General features: G+C 44.5%; 13 protein-coding genes and 2 pseudogenes. 7 read left to right on the top strand and 8 right to left on the bottom strand.

The window, feature by feature from the left end; genetic code table 11:
* Nucleotides 1-4 precede the first annotated feature (4 nt).
* From AAC854_RS09460 to AAC854_RS09480, 5 genes are read left to right on the top strand one after another with little or no spacing between them, the layout of a single operon-like run.
* Entirely contained in the window at nucleotides 5-1,015 is a 1,011-nt protein-coding gene (locus AAC854_RS09460) for a type VI secretion system Vgr family protein (protein ID WP_340616893.1), read from the top strand.
* Nucleotides 1,012-1,842, top strand: coding sequence for a DUF4123 domain-containing protein (locus tag AAC854_RS09465; RefSeq protein ID WP_340616876.1), 831 nt, complete (start codon nucleotides 1,012-1,014; stop codon nucleotides 1,840-1,842). Before AAC854_RS09460 ends, AAC854_RS09465 begins: the two co-directional genes overlap by 4 nt.
* A gap of 19 nt (nucleotides 1,843-1,861) precedes the next feature.
* Nucleotides 1,862-2,131 (top strand): PAAR domain-containing protein, encoded by a 270-nt coding sequence (locus AAC854_RS09470; RefSeq protein WP_340616877.1) that lies wholly within the window; start codon nucleotides 1,862-1,864, stop codon nucleotides 2,129-2,131.
* A 12-nt stretch (nucleotides 2,132-2,143) separates the two neighbouring features.
* Nucleotides 2,144-3,763, top strand: coding sequence for a hypothetical protein (locus AAC854_RS09475; protein ID WP_340616878.1), 1,620 nt, complete (start codon nucleotides 2,144-2,146; stop codon nucleotides 3,761-3,763).
* Between the two features lie 55 nt (nucleotides 3,764-3,818).
* A complete protein-coding gene (locus AAC854_RS09480) occupies nucleotides 3,819-4,664 on the top strand; it encodes a hypothetical protein (RefSeq protein WP_340616879.1) in 846 nt (281 codons plus the stop codon).
* Between the two features lie 94 nt (nucleotides 4,665-4,758).
* Here AAC854_RS09480 and AAC854_RS09485 read toward each other — a convergent pair whose 3' ends face one another.
* From AAC854_RS09485 to fes, 7 genes and pseudogenes are all read right to left on the bottom strand, one after another.
* Nucleotides 4,759-6,072 carry a sodium-dependent transporter gene (locus tag AAC854_RS09485; protein WP_340616880.1) on the bottom strand — a complete coding sequence of 438 codons (1,314 nt, stop codon included), beginning with the start codon at nucleotides 6,070-6,072 and terminating at the stop codon, nucleotides 4,759-4,761.
* Nucleotides 6,073-6,537: 465 nt separating this feature from the next.
* A complete protein-coding gene (locus tag AAC854_RS09490; protein WP_340616881.1) occupies nucleotides 6,538-9,678 on the bottom strand; it encodes an autotransporter outer membrane beta-barrel domain-containing protein in 3,141 nt (1,046 codons plus the stop codon).
* A 325-nt stretch (nucleotides 9,679-10,003) separates the two neighbouring features.
* Nucleotides 10,004-11,290 carry an enterobactin transporter EntS gene (entS, locus tag AAC854_RS09495; RefSeq protein ID WP_340616882.1) on the bottom strand — a complete coding sequence of 429 codons (1,287 nt, stop codon included), beginning with the start codon at nucleotides 11,288-11,290 and terminating at the stop codon, nucleotides 10,004-10,006.
* 34 nt (nucleotides 11,291-11,324) lie between these two features.
* Nucleotides 11,325-12,764: pseudogene (locus tag AAC854_RS09500) on the bottom strand (thioesterase domain-containing protein); the annotation flags it as partial.
* A 6-nt stretch (nucleotides 12,765-12,770) separates the two neighbouring features.
* A pseudogene (locus AAC854_RS24260) lies at nucleotides 12,771-13,514 on the bottom strand (condensation domain-containing protein); the annotation flags it as partial.
* Nucleotides 13,515-13,567: 53 nt separating this feature from the next.
* Nucleotides 13,568-13,798: an MbtH family protein gene (locus tag AAC854_RS09505; RefSeq protein WP_340616884.1), complete on the bottom strand. Its 231-nt coding sequence runs from the start codon at nucleotides 13,796-13,798 to the stop codon at nucleotides 13,568-13,570.
* A gap of 47 nt (nucleotides 13,799-13,845) precedes the next feature.
* Nucleotides 13,846-15,162: an enterochelin esterase gene (gene fes, locus AAC854_RS09510; RefSeq protein ID WP_340616885.1), complete on the bottom strand. Its 1,317-nt coding sequence runs from the start codon at nucleotides 15,160-15,162 to the stop codon at nucleotides 13,846-13,848.
* 305 nt (nucleotides 15,163-15,467) lie between these two features.
* Here fes and AAC854_RS09515 point away from each other — a divergent pair, with 305 nt between their 5' ends.
* Together AAC854_RS09515 and AAC854_RS09520 are read left to right on the top strand one after the other, a co-directional pair.
* Nucleotides 15,468-17,678 (top strand): TonB-dependent siderophore receptor, encoded by a 2,211-nt coding sequence (locus tag AAC854_RS09515; protein WP_340616886.1) that lies wholly within the window; start codon nucleotides 15,468-15,470, stop codon nucleotides 17,676-17,678.
* 283 nt (nucleotides 17,679-17,961) lie between these two features.
* Nucleotides 17,962-18,456, top strand: coding sequence for a TIGR00645 family protein (locus tag AAC854_RS09520; RefSeq protein WP_099115067.1), 495 nt, complete (start codon nucleotides 17,962-17,964; stop codon nucleotides 18,454-18,456).
* Nucleotides 18,457-18,512: 56 nt separating this feature from the next.
* On the opposite strand, the gene AAC854_RS09525 is transcribed toward AAC854_RS09520, so the two are convergent.
* Entirely contained in the window at nucleotides 18,513-18,998 is a 486-nt protein-coding gene (locus AAC854_RS09525; RefSeq protein WP_340616887.1) for a tellurium resistance protein TerW, read from the bottom strand.
* Nucleotides 18,999-19,081 lie beyond the last annotated feature (83 nt).

Genomic DNA, 19,081 nt, shown 5'->3' on the forward strand with positions numbered 1-19,081 from the left:
CCACATCACCCATTCCGGTCACCAGCCACAGGCAGATGAACCCCAGCCCGGCGATGGCGGCACATGGTTATCTAACCAATTTACTTTCACCACCCGAAAAAATTCTTACCGTCCTTCTCCTTATCCTAAACCCAAAATGGAAGGCCTGCATATCGCCACAGTAGTTGGGCCGGAGGGAGAAGAAATCTTTTGTGACGAGCATGGGCGCGTCCGTATTCAGTTTGATTGGGACAGGTACGGTGAATTCAATGACCGTAGTTCCTGCTGGGTGCGTGTCGGTCAGGCTTGGGCGGGACAGTTGATGGGCATGGTTGCCATTCCACGCATTGGTCATGAAGTGTTAGTGGATTTTGTCCACGGCGATCCCGACCAGCCAATTATTGTCGGGCGGGCTTATCACGCTAACAATATTCCGCCAAACCGCCTGCCAATGGCAAAAACCCAGATGTCAATCCGCTCGAAAACCCACAAAGGCGAAGGGTTTAATGAACTGCGCTTTGAGGATGAGAAAGATCGTGAAGAGGTATTTATCCACGCCCAGAAAAACCTAGCCATTCAAGTGCGCAATTCACGGGGAGAACGGATCAACTATGACCGCACAACCAGCATCGGTCATGATGATGAACTGGTGATAGCCAATAACCGTAAGATCACCGTGGAAGGTCAACAGGATCATAAAACCACCGGAAACTATATTGAACAGATTGACGGTGACCGCTCATTACAGCTCAAAGGAGATCTGGCTGAAAAAATTCAAGGGGTAGTCAGTGTGGATGCGCAGGGCGATCTCACCCTGCAAAGTGGCAGTAAAATTACCCTAAGTGTCGGTGGAAATTTTATTGTTCTTCATGCAGGCGGTATTGATATCAAAGGTGCAGCCATCAACCTGAACTCCGGTGGCAGCCCGGGTGATTTACTGGCACCCGCCAACCCCACCATCCTGCTGGCCGCAGCAAGCAAAGGCTCAATGTTTGTCGCTCACTGCCCAATGAAAGAAAAGGAGAAGCAGGAATGAGTCAGGAAACATGCTACGCCATTATTGATGGTGCAGCAGAACCCGATCTGTTTTTGATGATGGAGCGTTATGACCCACCTTCCGCCTGTCTTTATGGTGAACCTCTCCAGCCAGAACTGGTTGAAATTGCACCTTATCTGGTACAGGTGAATGAAGAGGTTAAGGTCTGGCTGGAATGTCGCAAAACTCCATGGGGGATTTTCGTCCACAGTACAGCTGATATGAAAACCGTGCGCCAGCATTTACGGAGGTACCTGCAAGTACTACTTCCTCAGCAGGAAAAACCGGTCTTTTTCCGTTTTTATGATCCGCGCAATATCTGGGATTTTCTCGGTGTATTGAGTGACTGGGAAGTGCATTGTTTTTTAGGACCAATCTCACGCATTACGACACTTTATCTTGAAGAAGAGCACACGGATAACTTTGTTAAAATCAGAGAGCCTTTCCCGATTGGAGCAACCAGCAAACGCAAGCTGCTTACCATCACAGAAATTCAGCTAGAGAAAATACAGGCCATTTTCACGGAGCGTTATATTGAGAAACTAGCCGGTCTAATCCCTGAATGGCTGGAAAAAGCACCTTTTGATTTTATCCCTCATATAGACACAGTGGAGTGTGCCCGACAATTTTTTGACTGGTTCAGTCAAAATGGCATCACGGATGATCGCAATATCCGTGGGTTACTCCAGCTCTTTATCACCCGGCACTACCTCACGACTGATGACCTGCCGACTGCAATGTATTCCCAATTAACCGAATACAGCCAACCAGGGCATATGCGGGCGGAAAGTTTGTTAATTCAAGAGCTGGGCCAAGTGCCTCTTTAACCAACACAGGGAAAACAATATGGGTAATGTAGTCAAAATTGGCGATATTGGCACAGAGCATGACGATTGTTCGGCGACACTCGTTATTACCGGAGCCAGCACGGTTAAAGTTGATGGAGCCTATCTTGCACGACAGGGAGATGTACTAGCATCTCATTGTTCACATTCACGAGCAATAGCAAGTGGTTCTGGCTCCGTTTTTATTGAAGGGAAGCCTGCCGCCAGAACCGGGGATGCCGTTGATTGTGGTGGTATCGTTATTGGTGGTGGCAGTGTGAATATTGGTTAAGGAGATAAAAAAATGACGTCAACAAAAGCAGGTTCTGCAATATGTGGCTGTGATAATCCTGATGATTGTACACATCGAATTGATATCAAATTAGGTGATAAAACTATCAGCTATAAACAGTCTTGGTTCCAACAACATTTTTTCTATGTACTTGATGCACCACTGACAACCTTCGAGCATGTTAATGAGTTACCTAAGGAAGAAAAGCCAAATGTAACAGTTGAATTAAGCTCGATAAGTAAAGGCTGTATTTCACATAACCCCGATTGCCCAATTGGTAATTTATTTGATGAAAAATACCAGCCCATCGCTCAATTTTCACCTAAAAAACCTTATAAAGAAGGGCTAATTTATCACAAATCAAGTCAGGACTTTTTAGAGGTTGAACAAGGGCCATTCTCTGTTCTAGCACGTTTTCTAAAAAAGGATTTTCATACCAATATCAAAAAGCAGCATTATGCTATCAGAGTCGATGAATGTTCAGGGAAGCCATTAGTAAAGAAGGAATATTCTGGCATAGAAAAAATGCTATCCACGGTATTGGGCGAAAAAAATATTCTTAGTTCCAATATTTATTTAGTGACTAAAGAAAAACAGGAAATCGATCTAATTTTTAAGGCTAAAAAAGACGTTGAAGAATTCACTGATCAACAAAGAAGAAAACAGCAAACTCAGGCTAATAGAGAACGGGGATTAGAGAAAAGAAAGCATCGTGGTTGGACTCAACATACGACGCGCTATCGAGTAACAAATGCATTAACTGTAGAGGGAACAATTAAACTTCAGAAGGGGTCAGCCAGTCGTACATGGACACATACTCTGCAAAAAGAATTTAAGAAGAATAAAAACACGATAGGACCAATAGAATCATTTGTACAAGGCGTTGGTAAAATAACGAATGTTTTGTCAGTCGGGCATGATAGTGATAAGTTCAAAATCCTAAAAATGGATCTTATCTACCCTTCGATTAAGATTCATGGTGAACATGAACTTTCTCACAATAATAACTTTCAACTATATTCCAAATTTGGGGCAGAAATAGCGGCTGCTCCTTTAATTGGCCTGGAATTACGCGTTGATGTTCTTCAAATAGTAGCTGCTTATTTTAAGGTTGAAAGAGCACTTTCCTCACTTCGTGAAGCAGGCCAAGTTTACGAAGAAAAAGTTAAAAAAGGTGAGAATGGAGCATATGCAGGTGCACAATTGGATCTCATTTTAACCGGAGAATTGAATGTTAAATTTGGCTGGGAATCTGATGAAAAAGGAGACTGGTCTTTCAAAAAAGATAGTGTATTAGAAACTGGATTTGGTATTAAAGCTGAAACTAATATTCGCGGTGGGGTAAGCTATTATGCTATCTATGGTTATGTAGATGCGACGGCTAAGGCCGAAGCAAAATTACTGGCAGCACTGGAATCAAAACCCAAAAGTCTGGATTTGGTGTTTTATCATGACGGAATTAAGGCAATGGTAGATTTGAATTTTGCTTTTGGTGTGGGAAAGAAAAAGTCTCGCAGTGGCGAATTTAAATCAACTACAAATATAGAAAGAAAAAAAGGAGTAGGAAATGAATGGGTTTTTCAAAAACCACTATCTAAAGATAAATCACCCTACCGGGTTTCTTTGGGGTAGTATTTTGCTGCTTTCTAACGTGTTATTTAGCACATCTGTACTAGGAAAAACGGATATGGAATATAAATATTTATTGTCATTTAATACAAACCAAAGCCTCTGTGTGGTACGTATTAATGGTATGATTGCCATGGAAAATTCAGATGCTCCCAATGGAATTCAATCCAGCGGTATAAATTCAACCGCTTTTTTAGAGAATGGATCCAACTCTATAGAATTATTATTTGGCAGTAGATCTTTTGAAGAAGAACTTATGCCTGAATCTCGATGTGAAGCAACATTAAAAAAAGTGTCAGCTTACGGTGAAAATGATGAAGTTATTCGTCGCATTAAATTAGTTGTCGATAAAAATGGTAATCCAGTCACTGAGGAATCACTCAAGAATATATCTAATGAGAAGGCAGGCTTTGACTCTACTGGCATGTCCTCACTCCCACTAGAGAAAGGTTTATTTTCTGCCAAAAAAATCTATTCAATTGATGGCTTGCCAGAGTGGATGTGGACGAAAGCCCAGCAAGTTACAGAAAAAGATGTGCCAATTATAAAATCTTTTTATCAGGAAATAATTCACTCATTTTCGCAAAAGGATCTAGATAAAATCTGGAACATGAGTAAGCTAGCATGGAACGAATGGGCTGTTGCAGATAACAGTAATCCAAGAATATTCTTTGACTCAATGGACTTTGAAGAAATGCTCAATAGCGGTGATTACACTGTAAGAGTAAAACCTGAATGGAAAAATTTCAAATTAGTTAGCTATAAAGATGGTCGTTTATTCCGTCTTGAAGAAGGAGCTTTCGGTCGTTCACCCATACTATTTGATAATAAAATCACAGGTGATACTGCAACTTACAGTCCTTATTTATCCATTATTAATGGTAAGATTATAATAGCAAGGTAATTAACTTAGTTTGGCTAGTCAATTATTAATAACCCTGACTAGCCAAACATCCATTAATAAAATAAAGACGGATAAAAAATGATACTTAACACGATCAAATAAGTCCGTGTACCAAAATCACTCCGATACATAAAGGTCCGACATATCTCCATATAAACAGTAAACACTGACGGTTCCGCGATGACATATTATCCGGTATTAGTTCATTGACCTTGCGTGACCAGCCAAATACGAGGCAAATGATAATTCCGAACAATGGCATTAGGACATTGGAAGTAATAAAGTCCAGCATGTCGAAGATGGTTTTTCCACCTAATGTAACGTGACTTAAGGGGCCAAAAGATAAGGAAACAGGGATCCCCATTAACATAATCGATGCCGTGACTATTAAGCTGGCTTTACGACGTGACCATTGAAAACGCGTCTGAACATAAGCAACAATGTGTTCAAGTAATGAAATTGCTGAGGTCAGTGCAGCCATTAGTAACAATAAAAAGAAAGTGACTGCTAATATTGAACCACCGGGAAGACTGGCAAAATAAATTGGCATCGTCATAAACGTTAATCCGGGTCCCGCATTAGGTTCTAAGCCAGCCGCCGCCAAAGCAGGAAAAATCATCAGGCCAGCCAATATACAAACCAAACAAGAAAGGACGACAACCCAGATACTTGATCTACCAATACCTTTGTTATTAGGTAAATAAGAGCTGTACGTAATGTGAATCCCCAAACCGATAGACAGTGAAAAAAATGCCAACCCTAAGGCATCTAAAACACCTTTTCCGGTCAAGCTACTGAAGTCTGGGTAGAGGAATAGTTTTAGCCCTTCTGACGCGCCAGGTAAGCGGATGCCGATAATAATTAACACTATCATGATAAAGAATAACAGTGGCATCATGACTTTAACGGACTTTTCCAAACCTTTTTGCACGCCGGATAATACGACAAAACAGGTTAGTCCTGAAAATGCCAGATGTGCAATTATCGGCCACCATGGATTGCTGATGAAATTGGTGAAAATAGATTTCAGTTGAGAGATATCGGTAATATTCAACTGTCCTGTACTTGCCATCACCGTATAACCGATAGTCCAACCACCGACAACACTGTAAAAGCTATAGATACACCATGAACTGAATATACCTATAAAGCCAACCCACCCCCAGTGTTTACCAAGTAATTTTTTAAACGCGTTAACGGCCACTTCACCCGTACTGCTTCCCAGTATGTTCTCAGCTAACAGAACCGCTAATCCAATCACAAAGCTAAACAACAAAAATACAACCAGAAATGCACCGCCACCATTTGTTGCTGAAACATACGAGAATTTCCAGATGGCACCAATGCCAACGGCAGATCCGGTTGCTGCTAATACGTGCCCCAAACGGGATGTCCATTGTTGACTCATGCTAACCTCCGAATAAATACAGTGTCAGCACATGTATCCAGGCTCAATGCCCAAATATTTTTAGATAATAAACGGTATGTCATAATAATTGTTAACTTATTGTTGTAAAAATAATTGCACATGTAATAGTAACTATCACAACTAATTGAATTTCCACTGGCGAAACTGGGTTCTGATTTAACAGCCAGTGATAAGCATCATATTCACTGATACTCGCAAGATACAGAATGATAGTGGTAATAACAGCTAGAATCGCCAACAACTGCCCTCAAGTAAAACTTTTAAGTACTAGGTGTTGTTGACATTTTGTGAGGAGTTATTGAACAGCATGAAGATTTGGTATAATCGTTTTCGCCAAAAAATAACCAGACCTCACCATCATGCCGCGAGCTATGTTAACAGATACACAATGGAAATTGCAGAGCCAGTATAACCAGCTCTGCTTGTTTTATACCCGATGAATCATCAGAATTGCCATTTAAAACCCACGTTCATGCTATTGTCCTGATGGCGGCCGGACAACAACCCGCTATAGCCGAGCGTGAATGACACATTATCACTTGCACTCATCTCTGCATTCGCTTTCAGCACCACGCCGTCACGGGAAACCGGGACACTACGGGTTACAAAAGTCGTGTTACTACCCCGGAATGCCAGTCCTGTAGCGCGTTCACGTTCACCGTATTGATGCTGCCAGCCTAACTCTCCATTCAGGGCAATTGAAGAGCCCCATGAAGTCTGCCAGTTATGGTTAGCACGCAATCCCAGTGTAGAGATTGTTGCTTCGGTATGTTGTTTATTGCCGTGGAGTGCAGCAGCACCACCGTTTTCGTTAATACCTTCATTGCGGAAATTGACATAAGCCAGATTAACGAAAGGTTCCAAGTTCACCGCACCCGCTGGCAGATGATAAGCCAATTCCGCAGACAGCTGCGCTGTCCGGCCATTGTATTTCGCCTCTTCACGGTCATACTGACTGCCGTAGTTAACAGAACGTTTGGTGTCAATACGGTGCCAGGTGAACCCACCATTGGTACGCAGAACTAAATCACCAAACTGGCGATCACCATAAAGCGCAAGGTGATAGTTATTGCTGTCAGCAGTGGCACTGTTACCACCATCCAGAGAAGTACGGGTGTAACCTGTCGCGATACCAAGACGGCTGTATTCATCCATGAGAGCATCCGCGCCCAGGAATACACCATAATTGGATGCCTGATAGCCCGTCACATTCTGTGTACCGGAAGCATGGCTCCATGCACCAAGCAGCCTCACCCATGCACCGTTATCATCCCCATGAATATCCGGCGATGATGAACGCCCTTTTGCCTGACTCAACCGAGTATTCAACGTATCACGCAGATAGCGGCTGTCATTAACCAACAAGGAAGCGATATCAGCATGAACTTGCCCATCGAGCTGATGAATGGCATATCTGGCTTGTTCCGCAGAAGTACTGGTCAGAAGGCTTTCGTAAACCGGGTTGCCAGCACCGAGGGTATCAGCAGCCACCGCTATTGCACGTTCATTCTGTGTCTTAGTCACCGCCGCGAAAGCGGTGTCATTGCGTCCGACATGGAGAGTGACGTCACTGGGTTGATAAGACAAGCTAGTGCCAAGGAAGAGATAATTCGGGACAACATGATCAAACCGACCATTGATGTCCTGCTTCGCACTCAGAATAGTGTATTGCTGACCGGCTAAGCTTTGCACTTTGTTAAGGGAAAGCAAGTTATCCTTATTTTCAAGGAAAACAGAAACTTTTCCGCCATTGAGTTGTACATTTTTTTCAGCCTGAATGCGGTCACTGCGTCCATTGGAAGCGATTTCAACAGCATAATGAGAGCCGGGTTCAAAGGTCACTTTTTCAGTAGCCTTAAGCGTACCAATAGCCTTACGCGGATCAATAGAGTTACCCGGTGCAACAGTACCGCCACTCTGGACATTGAGCATACCAACAGTACCATTCCCGCCAAGAATTCCGCTTTCCTGTACTGAAACAGCCGAGGAAATACTACCGCTGACGTTCAATAATCCCTGTTTGATCAAGGTTGGGCCGGAATAAGTATTATTACCGCTGAGGATAAGCTTACCGCTACCCTGTTTAGTCAACCCGCCATGACCGCTGATATCGTTGCTCCATATATCCCATTCACACAAACTACCATTACAGATGCGCTCGATGGGTTTTCCTTTATCAAGCACAGCACCGGCACCCGGGATATCAGCAATAAACTGACCGTTACCGTAAGCGACTCCGTCAGGATCGGGAATGCGGAATTTTTCAGGGATATCTTCTGCGGTATAGAACATACCGGGGCCATTTATTGCCTTACCGAGGTTGATCAATCCCCAACCGTAAAGCTCATCAATCCCCTTTTCTCCCATATCTGTCGCCGTAGTACGAAGCACAGAAGCGACCTGAGCACCCGTCATATAGGGGAAACGCTCCATCAATACTGCGATACTGCCGCCAGCATGGGGTGCCGCCATTGAAGTACCTCTGTAACTGGCGTAGCCGTTTTTCAAATCGTCCACCCCTGTTCCTGTGATAACTGAACTATATATATAACTGCCGGGTGCACTGACACAAAGACTGGCGGTATAACCACAGCGGGAAGCAAAATCGCTGATGGTATAAGGTTCGCTATTGGTACTATTGGGATCTTTCTGCAAGCTGGTAACCGTTAACCAGTTTGGGGCGACGTCAGGGACAAACCACGCCAAGCCGGCGATGGCATCTGGATGGGTGTAGTTATAGCTATTACCGGCAGCGAAAATTGTTACAATCCCACTGCGTGCCGCATCAATGGCTCCCTGATATGCACCGCCCGGTTTTGTACCCAAAATGGGCTTGATTTCATCAAACTGTTTCTGGGCTTCTGCCAAAGTAAAATGAGGCCCATTCGGGTATTTACCGGCTTTCTCAAGATCTGCATCAATACCAATACCCCAACTGTTGTTAATGATGCGAGCCCCACTGTTTATCAATGCATCCCAGCCTGCCTGATAAACACCGCCATCATTGCCTAAGATAATGCCATCTTCCGGGCCGGGATCACCGTTATCAGCACCGATTATTTGGGCGTTATAGGCTACGCCATGCATTTCTTTGCCATCTCGATTGGCTGCCGCAATGCCCGCAACATGAACACCATGCGCCCCTAGCTTTTTGTTCTTATCTGCGGTTGGTGTGCCGTCATAAGTGAATTCGTCTCCTTTATTAGCCTTAATGTAGGGATCGGTATACTCACGTATTCCAGAAGTCGTCAGGTTGATAACCTTATCTTTTCCTGCGAACTCAGGGTGTTTGGCATAAACCACCTGATCAAATATCCCCAGTTTGATTCCCTTACCGGTATAGCCTCTGGCATAAGCTTCGTCAGCATGAATAGCACCAAGCCCCCAGCCCTTCAAAAACTCACTGGTACGCCAACTCGCCGGATCACCTATTTTCCCCTTCTCAACATAGTTTTCCGCATAAGCTCCTGCGCTGGCAGCCGCCAGACAGCAGGCGATAGCGTAGTGAAGTATACGGGGTTGGGTTTTGATGGATAAACGCGCGGCAGTCAAAGCACTTCGAGGTATTCTATATCGCTTCTTCATTTCAGTTACCATCCATTGTTAATTTGCCAAAATACCAGTTTTTATGTTTTTTATTGTGTAAGCGGGCAGGAATCATCAAAGGTATAGTTTCCTAAGAACAGGGAAGGATTAAAAAAAGTGTATGTAATCAACGCCACCACCTGCCCCCTAAACACCCATAAAATGCCATATTTTGTTAACATTTATTTATATATATTTTAAATAAAACATAACAAATAATGTTATTTTTATGATTCGGGGGAGATGGCGTGATATTGATACCACGCCGTGGCTTATTTAGCCGAAAGCAACTTCTGCCAAGAATAATGGTCGGGCTTCACGACCATTAACTTTCATTTTTCTGAGGTTCAATTTTTAAAGGTTGTGTATCTGATAATGATGTGCTGTCGCGTAATGTGGAATGACGCAACGGTTTTACGACTGCGGCAAGCAACAAGCAGACAAGTGCAGCAAAGGCTCCAAATGAAAAGGCGGTCATTAATGGAGACAACAAACGCCCCATAAAACCTAATCCCAACGCCCCCAATGAATCCCCTGTCACATCCTGAGCAGTCACAAAACTGTTTACTCGTCCCAATAAATGATCCGGTGTATGGCTCTGAATAAGCGTAAATTGCAGTAAAGATGCAAACGCATTCAAATAGCCATAACAGACCAATACCACTAATGCCAGCACGATATGGGTGACAACGCCCAACATAGATAACGTGATAAAGGAACACAGGGCACATATAATCAGTAAGATCCCCGGCCGGGTACTTTTCCCTATCCAACCGCTGGTGAACGCACCGAGCATGGCGCCTAATGGCACGGCGGAATACATTAATCCCGTCGCTGATGGCTCTTGGTGGTAAACCTCCTGAGATAATGCAGGAAACAGAATCCTAACCGCTCCCGCAACACTTATCATCATTCCCACCAGAATGACACTGCCCACTATTTTGTGCTGACAAACAAATTTCACCCCACTGACCAGCGCACTGATCGGATGTTCTTGCTTGCTCGTCTGAGGTTTCATTGCCGGGAGTCTCATCAAAGGCAGCAGTGTTGCCAACGTCCCGATTGCGGCAACGGCAAAGTTCCAGCCCGGCCCACCAACAACAATAATGATACCTGCCAAAGCGGGAGAAATAATGGCACCAATACGAACAGTGATCATGCTCAAGGCACCTGCTGAAGCCAGATTTTCCCGCCCGACCAGATTTGGAATTGCCGCCATTAACGCCGTCATACCTAACGCACCAAAAAAACCATCCCAAACAGAAAGGAAATAGAGCATATACAGCGATGGTGAATCTAAAAATGCGTTAAAGCTCAATGCCACAAAACCGATACCGCAAGTTCCCCGGGCAAACAGAATGAGTTTACGCCGGTCATAACGATCAGCCAGTATTCCCCCCAGAATGAGTCCGATAAACATACCGATCCCATCCAAAGCAACCACAATGCCCACCTGTAAGGTAGAACCCGTCAGAAATTGCATTTGGACAGGAACGCCAACCGTCAGCATACCCAATGCAAAAACGGATAACATGCGGGCAATAAAGATAGCGCGGAAATGTGCGTTCTTTCTGAGCAAACTAAAATCTAAAAAGATTGATGACTTAGCCATAATGTTCCATACGATAACGTTAAACGCGATAAAGTTAATTGCGACGTTGTTTCAACAGGTTATTGAGCAATGGTCCCCACTGTTTCAATGGTGCCGGAGAAAGAATATCGGCGTGTTCACAATCTTGCCGATACACCTTTAAGTGGCTAATCCAGGGCGCCCACGTCTTTTCAACATCTAACTCTGGAGGCAATGTCCGCGCAGCCACAAACAGTGTGGCTTCGCCATCATATTGCTTGTTAACGGCAGACAATAAACTGCGGACAGCATCCTGATAGTTAGCAACAATATCCTCAAACATCGCCTGTTTTTCCCTGCCCAGTTGTGGATCATATAGTTGCGGATCATGCTCATCTTCTGTCTCCGCCATAAACTCCGCCTGTTCACGGGCAATTTCCTGTTTGGCCTCTTCCTCGCTTAATCCGCCCCAATCCTGCCCTTCTGGGGGATAAGCATCCAATAACCCTAAGAAAGCGACTTCTTCATCTTCTTGCCGCAAACGGATTGCCATCTCCTGAGCCAACATTCCACCCAGAGAATACCCCAGCAAATAGTAAGGCCCATGAGGCTGGACAGTGCGCAATGTAGCCAAATGGCGTGTACACATTGCGTCGAGGCTATCACAATCTGCAATCACACCGTGGGGACGAGGTGACTGCAATCCGATAATCGGCCAATCCCCCTCCAGATAACGCAACAATCCACTGTATTGCCAGGCAAAACCCGACGCTGGATGTATACAAAACAGCGCTGCTCCTGTTCCTTCCCGCAAAGGTAGAACTTCCCCCACGCCACGCTTTTCTGCCGAATTCTGTTCCTGCTCATCAACCAATAACGCACTTAATTTCTCTACACTTCGCGCGACCATGATATGACCGACTGAAACACTATTATTGGAAAGCCGGTGATTAGAAAAATGGTGATTAAAGCGGCGGCGTATCTCGGCTGCCAGACGCATTGCCAGCAACGAATGCCCGCCCAGAGCAAAGAAATCATCATCAGCCCAAACGGGGCCACACTCTAAAATCTCGCTGAACAACTCGGCTATCTGGCTTTCCAAACCCGCTTTTGGTTGCCTGCCCGTGGTTAATTTTTCTGGCATCGGGAGTGCCTTGCGATTCAATTTGCCATTAGCACTCAACGGGAAATTTTCCTGTATCACATAAGTGACAGGCAGCATGTAAGCCGGTAATCGTTTCATTATCGTTTGGTGCAATGCTTCAAGATCCAATGTCACACCGGATTGAGGAATCAACCAAGCAATTAGCTGACGTGCATCGACATGACCAGTCGCCTGACCTGATTTACCCAGCTCACGCGCTGCAACCGCCGCCTGAGCAATTCCCGGTTGCTCCAGCAAAGCTTGTTCAATTTCCCCCAGTTCAATCCGTTGACCACGTATTTTTAACTGATCATCACTGCGCCCAAGATATTCAACTTCACCATTTTCTGACCAACAGGCGATATCTTCAGTGGAAAGTGAAACAGAAGCACCACGTTCACGGGTATGTTTTTGCCAGAATGCGGCTGACTCTGCTTTTGCGGGTGACTGTTCCCAGCTCTGATATTCTTTGACGACCAACTCAAAGGGGCTGAAAGGATTTTCAGTTGGCTGGCGGCCTGCACTTAACGCATTATAAATATCAATAATACGTCGGGTCAGGGCATCAAAACTAAAGCCATCCAACATAAGATGGTGAAAACGCTGATACCAGAACCAACGTTCAGGCTGAGCCTCAATCTTCATAATCACCTGCCGATAAAGGGGACGTTCTCCATCTGCGGGTAACTCAATTGCCAAATCCGTCTGCATTAATTCCTGTGATGCGTTTTCTCCCTGTTTGCGGGACTGTTCATGAGGCTGTTTATGAGGCTGTTTATGAGAGAATTCAATCCATTCTGGAGCAACAACCTGTTGTACATGATGAAATTGTACATGATGAAATTGCGCATGATGAAAATCCGGGATTTGCTGTACAGGCTCTCCCTCTTCATTAATAAAATATCGCGCATGAATGGTATCGGCCTCAGCCAAACCCTGGCGGATAGCCGCATCAAATAAAGCGCGATCCAGTTCGCCATTGATTTCAATATAATGCGCAATGGTGAATTCATTTCGATGGCTGGCAAGTTGATCTGCCATCCAGATTCCGGGCTGGGCAGCCACGAGCGGCAAGGTCAGATTGACTGATTTAATTTCAGAAAATTGCAATACATTAGGCACGTTTGATTTCCTTTCTTATCGACAGGTTAAACCATCAGCATTATTAATTTGATTTATCTATGGGTTTCGCAGAATGGTTTACGCAGACAGGCCGGACGCATATCGATCCAGTGCTCTTCTATGTATGCGATACAAGCCGCTCGTGAATCAGGACCGATAACCCGTTCCCAGCCGACGGGTTGTGTGGCAAAGGTTGGCCAAAGGCTATATTGCTGTTGATTATTTATCAGCACATAAAAAGTAGCTTCGTCATCATCAAAAGGATTCTTTTGTTCCAGATTCATCGTTGGTTCTCAATTATATTTAGGATTTGAACAATCGGTTTACCGCATCACTTTTCAGCCAGTAACCAACTCAGGCCATCAATTAATCCACCGCGCCAGCACAACGCATCATGCCCACCATTAAACACGCGATAATTCACACGATGCCCCGCCCCTTGCAGCGCGGCATACATTTGGTCATTGACAAAATGGATATCTGCTTCGCGGGAACCCGCTTCCTGAAAGATTTTCAATGATGAGGGGAGCACTTTTTGTTCAAGAACTTGTTGTGTCAGCCAGCCGGGTTGATGTTCCGCAGATGACATAAACTGTCGGACAATTCTGCTATCAGGCCACCAGAAAGAACCCGATTGTGTGAGGACACAGCCAAAGCGTTGCGGCCAATGGAGAGCCGCATAGAGCGCTGCCAGCCCACCGTAACTCTGCCCTGCGATAACGGTTTGTTCAGGATCATCACTGAAAACCGTATGCTGTGCGGCCAGCGGTAATAGTTCATCCTGAATCGCTTGCCAAAAATCAGGGTTGCAGGGAAGCTCCTGCTCCCGGTGAGACATATCGATAACATCAATCAGAAGCCAGACTGCACCGGGTATCTGCTGTTGTTCAGTCGCCATGTCAATCGCCGGAAAAATTGGCATTTTCTCCCGCCAGGTTAACCCATCCAGCAGGATGATAAGAGGACGTGGGTGTTCTGTTTCTTCCCCTGTAGCGTAAAGCCAGACACGTCTTTGATTGTTGAGGCGGTCACTATTCCAATGCAAAAGCAAAGGTTCATGTTTACCCGGCTGCGTAGCAGGGACTGGCTTTATTACCACGCCTTCCCATGCAGTCTGTTCAGTCGCATAAGGCATATGAATTGCTGATAAAGACAAACCAAGCCCATTACGGTGATGATGTTGGCGGTTCAAAGGATCTGGTGTGGATAACGGGAAGAGTGAAATCCACCATTCGCGTTGTTGCTGGTTGCGCGGCTTGGGTTTATCAGGCTTAGATTCATCAAAAAAGTTGGGGGGCAAATGGGCATCCGTGACCGGTATAAATCGATAACTTCCTCTCCAGTCATCTTCAAGGCTTACTGACCAATACCAGATATCCGTTCCGGATAACCGTTGCAAACTCTGGGGGTCTGGACGATGGTGATTAGTGATACCATTAATATCAACATAAACTCTGCGCAGAGCTGAATGTTGTTCATTGCCGTTAGGATCTCGCCAAAAGAATGTTGCCTGAACTTGATGATTTGTTGGAACCTCTATGATGGGCGTTCCCAAAACAGCAATACTTTTCCACCATAATTCACTGCCAGCATGGAGCGCAGATAACAAATCATCTGCCGTACCTGATGGCTGAAATACTAACTTCATCCCCTTATCCCTCTCAAAAAGATCTGCTCACACGATTTGTTCAAGCCTGATACATCTGAGCCAATAACACTCACAAAGGAAAAAATTACCGCTTCACGAATGATATTGATAACGATTTTCATTTTCAATATCATTCGTGTTATTTATTGGTTGTAGCGACTGGCAGGCAGAATTCATGGAGAAATATCAGGGGTAATGTGGCAGGAGGCCCCACAACTCCGCTTGGTCATAATGGGATAATTTCAATTAATTAATTGATTTTTAATATTTATTTTTAAATAAGTCTATTTTGAGAGATGAAATCCATGGTACTGCTTATCAAGAATCAAACGGTAAAAACTGCAATAAAAATAAAGGAAAAACATAACTATAATAAGTTACCCTTAATATTGACCTCCACTTTGCTGTTATCCCCTTATGCTGTAGCAAACCCTGGAACTGTCAGCGACAAAGAAGACATCATCACCGTCACAAGCACCAATCAAAGCAACTCAGTAAAACATTTTGTAGAATTAGAGAGCACCGCTGGCACCAAAAGCTCCACTCCCCTGATTAAAACCCCTCAATCAATCAGCGTCGTCAACCGCACACAAATGGAAGCACAAGGTGCCATGACAGTGGCTGACGCCCTGAATTATTCAAGCGGTGTTGTGACTAATTACCGGGGTTCTTCCAACCGCAACGACGAAGTGATTACACGTGGCTTCCGTTATGCCCCTAAATTTCTTGATGGACTGAGTTATGGTACAAACAGTTCAAGCGGCACTGTTGGTCAGATCGATCCTTGGCTATTAGAGCGTGTGGAGTTGGTACACGGACCGGCATCTGTGCTGTATGGTCAGGTCAGTCCCGGGGGGTTGATTAATATGACCAGCAAAAGGCCAACTGCTCAGCCCATCCATAAAGTACAGATGAAAGCAGGCAATCAGAGCCTTGGGAAAATGGCCTTTGATTTCGGTGGTGCGTTGAGTGATGATATGTCCGTTCTCTATCGTCTGAATGGTGTTCTCAGCACGCAAAAACAATTCGTTAAAGGTTTTAAAAAAGAGCGGATTGCCATCGCGCCAGCACTGACATGGATACCCAACAATAATACGACTTTTACGTTACTCACCAGCTATCAGTTCGACCCTAAAGCGGGATACCGCAACTTCTATCCTAAAGACGGCACGATAACCCCCGTACCCAATGCAGGCTATATCCCCTACAATATGAATTTCAGTGATCCTTCTTTTAATCAGTCCAGACGGGAACAGCTCTCTATCGGCTACATTCTTGAGCATGACATTAGTGATGTCTTCTCTTTCCAACAAAACCTGCGTTATTCGCAATCAGATGAACGCCATAAATATCTCGTTCTTGCATCAGATACCAATCGTCCCATCATTACGCGTTTTCCACAGCGCGATCATAACGAGTCTCAAGGAATAAGCATGGATAACCAACTGAAAGCGCTTTTTTCAGTGGGTAGCATTGAACATAACATCATCAGTGGGATCGATTATAAGTGGGTAAATAACCACAATAAATTCTGGCGTGATTGGGATGAAAACGGAACATACAATTTTGATTGGTCAAACCCGGTTTGGGGCGTGCATGTCGATGAAAACGGGCTGTCCCTCAACAGGAATAGGAAAAATAGACTTCATCAGTTAGGTGTTTACTTACAGGATCAACTGAGTTGGGAAAACTGGAACTTAGTTCTGTCAGGGCGTTATGACTGGACTGAAACCAAGCAACAAGACATCATGAAGAGCACATCAACAACACAAAAAGACCGTGCTTTTACAGGACGTGCGGGGTTATTGTACGCCTTTGATAACGGCATTTCGCCTTATATCAGTTACAGCACCTCGTTTGAGCCTAATCTGGATCAAGGTAAACCCGGCACTCCGGCTTTCAAACCCACAACCGGTGAACAAACTGAAATCGGTATCAAATTCCAGCCAAAAGATCACAATACCCTGTTAACGCTTTCTCTGTTCGATATCACCCAGAAAAACGTGACCAGCCGTAACCCGGTTACTCGCTTTAGCGAACAAATTGGCAAAATCGGTTCAAAAGGGGCAGAAGCTGAAATTCGCTCTCAAATCACACCAGAAATCAATCTGACAGCAAGCTATACCTATACAGACACCAAAACCAAAGACGATCACAATACTTCACGTATCGGCAAAAGGGTGCCTTCAATTCCTGAACATGCGGCTTCTGCATGGGGAAGTTATACCTTCACACAAACTGCGCTGAAAGGATTTACATTAGGAGCAGGTGTGCGTTATACCGGCTCTACTTCCGGTGATTATTCAGAAACCTTCCACGTCAAACCTTATACCCTTTATGACCTTATGGCGAAATACGATCTTGGCGAAGCCTCCTCTCAGTTAAAAGGCGCGAATGTACGGCTGAATGTAAACAATCTGGCCAATAAACATTACGTCGCTTCTTGCTCGAATGCAGGAGCCTGCTTCTATGGTAGCGGACGCAGCATCTTTGCCACTGTGGAATATAGCTGGTAACACAAAATTCACTTACCTCAGTGGCAAAAAATCTGCCATCGCAAAAGGTCAAATCTTCAACCACATCTTACTCCGTGGTTGGACTAACGCTACTCAGCAGGCCACTGGTTCTATGATTAGTTATAGAGCCAGCAAGTGTTTTTGCATCGCCATCAATATCTTTAGCATGAACAACCATAAAAGCCTATCTGTGCCCGGATAAGGGCCTGACAACGATAACTATTTCATAGCCTTCACACTCTTGATCTATACTATCGCCCCTTTTGTAACATATAAAAACACCATGGAACGCTTTCTCGAAAACACTATGTATGCCTCGCGCTGGCTGCTTGCACCGGTCTATTTCGGTTTATCATTAGCGCTATTTGCTCTTGCGATTAAATTCTTTCTGGAAATCATGCACATCCTGCCGAATATATTTTCGGTTGCAGAGTCAGATCTGATCCTGACACTGCTTTCTCTGATTGATATGGCCTTGGTGGGTGGGTTATTGGTGATGGTGATGTTTTCAGGTTATGAAAATTTTGTCTCAAGCCTGGATATCCACGAAAGTAAAGAGAAGCTGAGCTGGTTGGGAAAAATGGACGCAACCTCACTCAAAAATAAAGTTGCAGCCTCAATTGTCGCTATTTCCTCCATTCACCTGCTGCGTATCTTTATGGATGCCAAAAATGTGCCGGACAATAAGTTAATGTGGTATGTCATTATCCACCTTACCTTCGTTTTGTCCGCTTTTATGATGGGATATCTTGATAAGCTTACACGCCACAACCACTAAACAACCCATCAAGCCAGTCCCCTCCCCTGATGCCGGTTGAATTTAACCGACTGGCATTACGGGACTCGCCGTTTTGGTAATTCGCTGTGCAGGGTTTCTTTCATGAGCATCTCAATGCACCTGTCTACAACCATTTCGACCACTTCACTTCTGGTCGTCTCAAGCCGGTTAGCCAGACCATCAATTTTTCTGATAACAGACATTCTCAAAGAAAGAGAAATAGGCTTTTTCTTCTCTTTATCAAGGAAAACATGGCTGGTGGACTCTTCGGCTTTCAGGCTGAGATGCTGAATAATCAGCTCTTCGATCCTTTTCACGTCTTTCTTGGCCAACACTCCACTATCAACTAATTGATAGGTATTCCCCATTTTGCTAAAACGAATATCAGCACAGTAAAGATCCCTCAACTCCCGCAATGCACGTGTTAATGTCGGCTCAGAACAATTGAGCTCGTTAATGATCCTAACCTTACTAACTGGTTTGCCATGTGAAAGTAATAAAGTTAACTTGAAATTTCTAAATTGTTTGGGACTGAGCAGCATCTTTTTAATTACCAAGTTAGGGATAACAAAACCCCCTACTGTTAACCACGGGAATAACTTCCAGCATAGCTTCTATCACAGGT

Origin of the sequence: Xenorhabdus entomophaga (assembly GCF_037996725.1) — a bacterium.
GTDB lineage: Bacteria > Pseudomonadota > Gammaproteobacteria > Enterobacterales > Enterobacteriaceae > Xenorhabdus > Xenorhabdus khoisanae.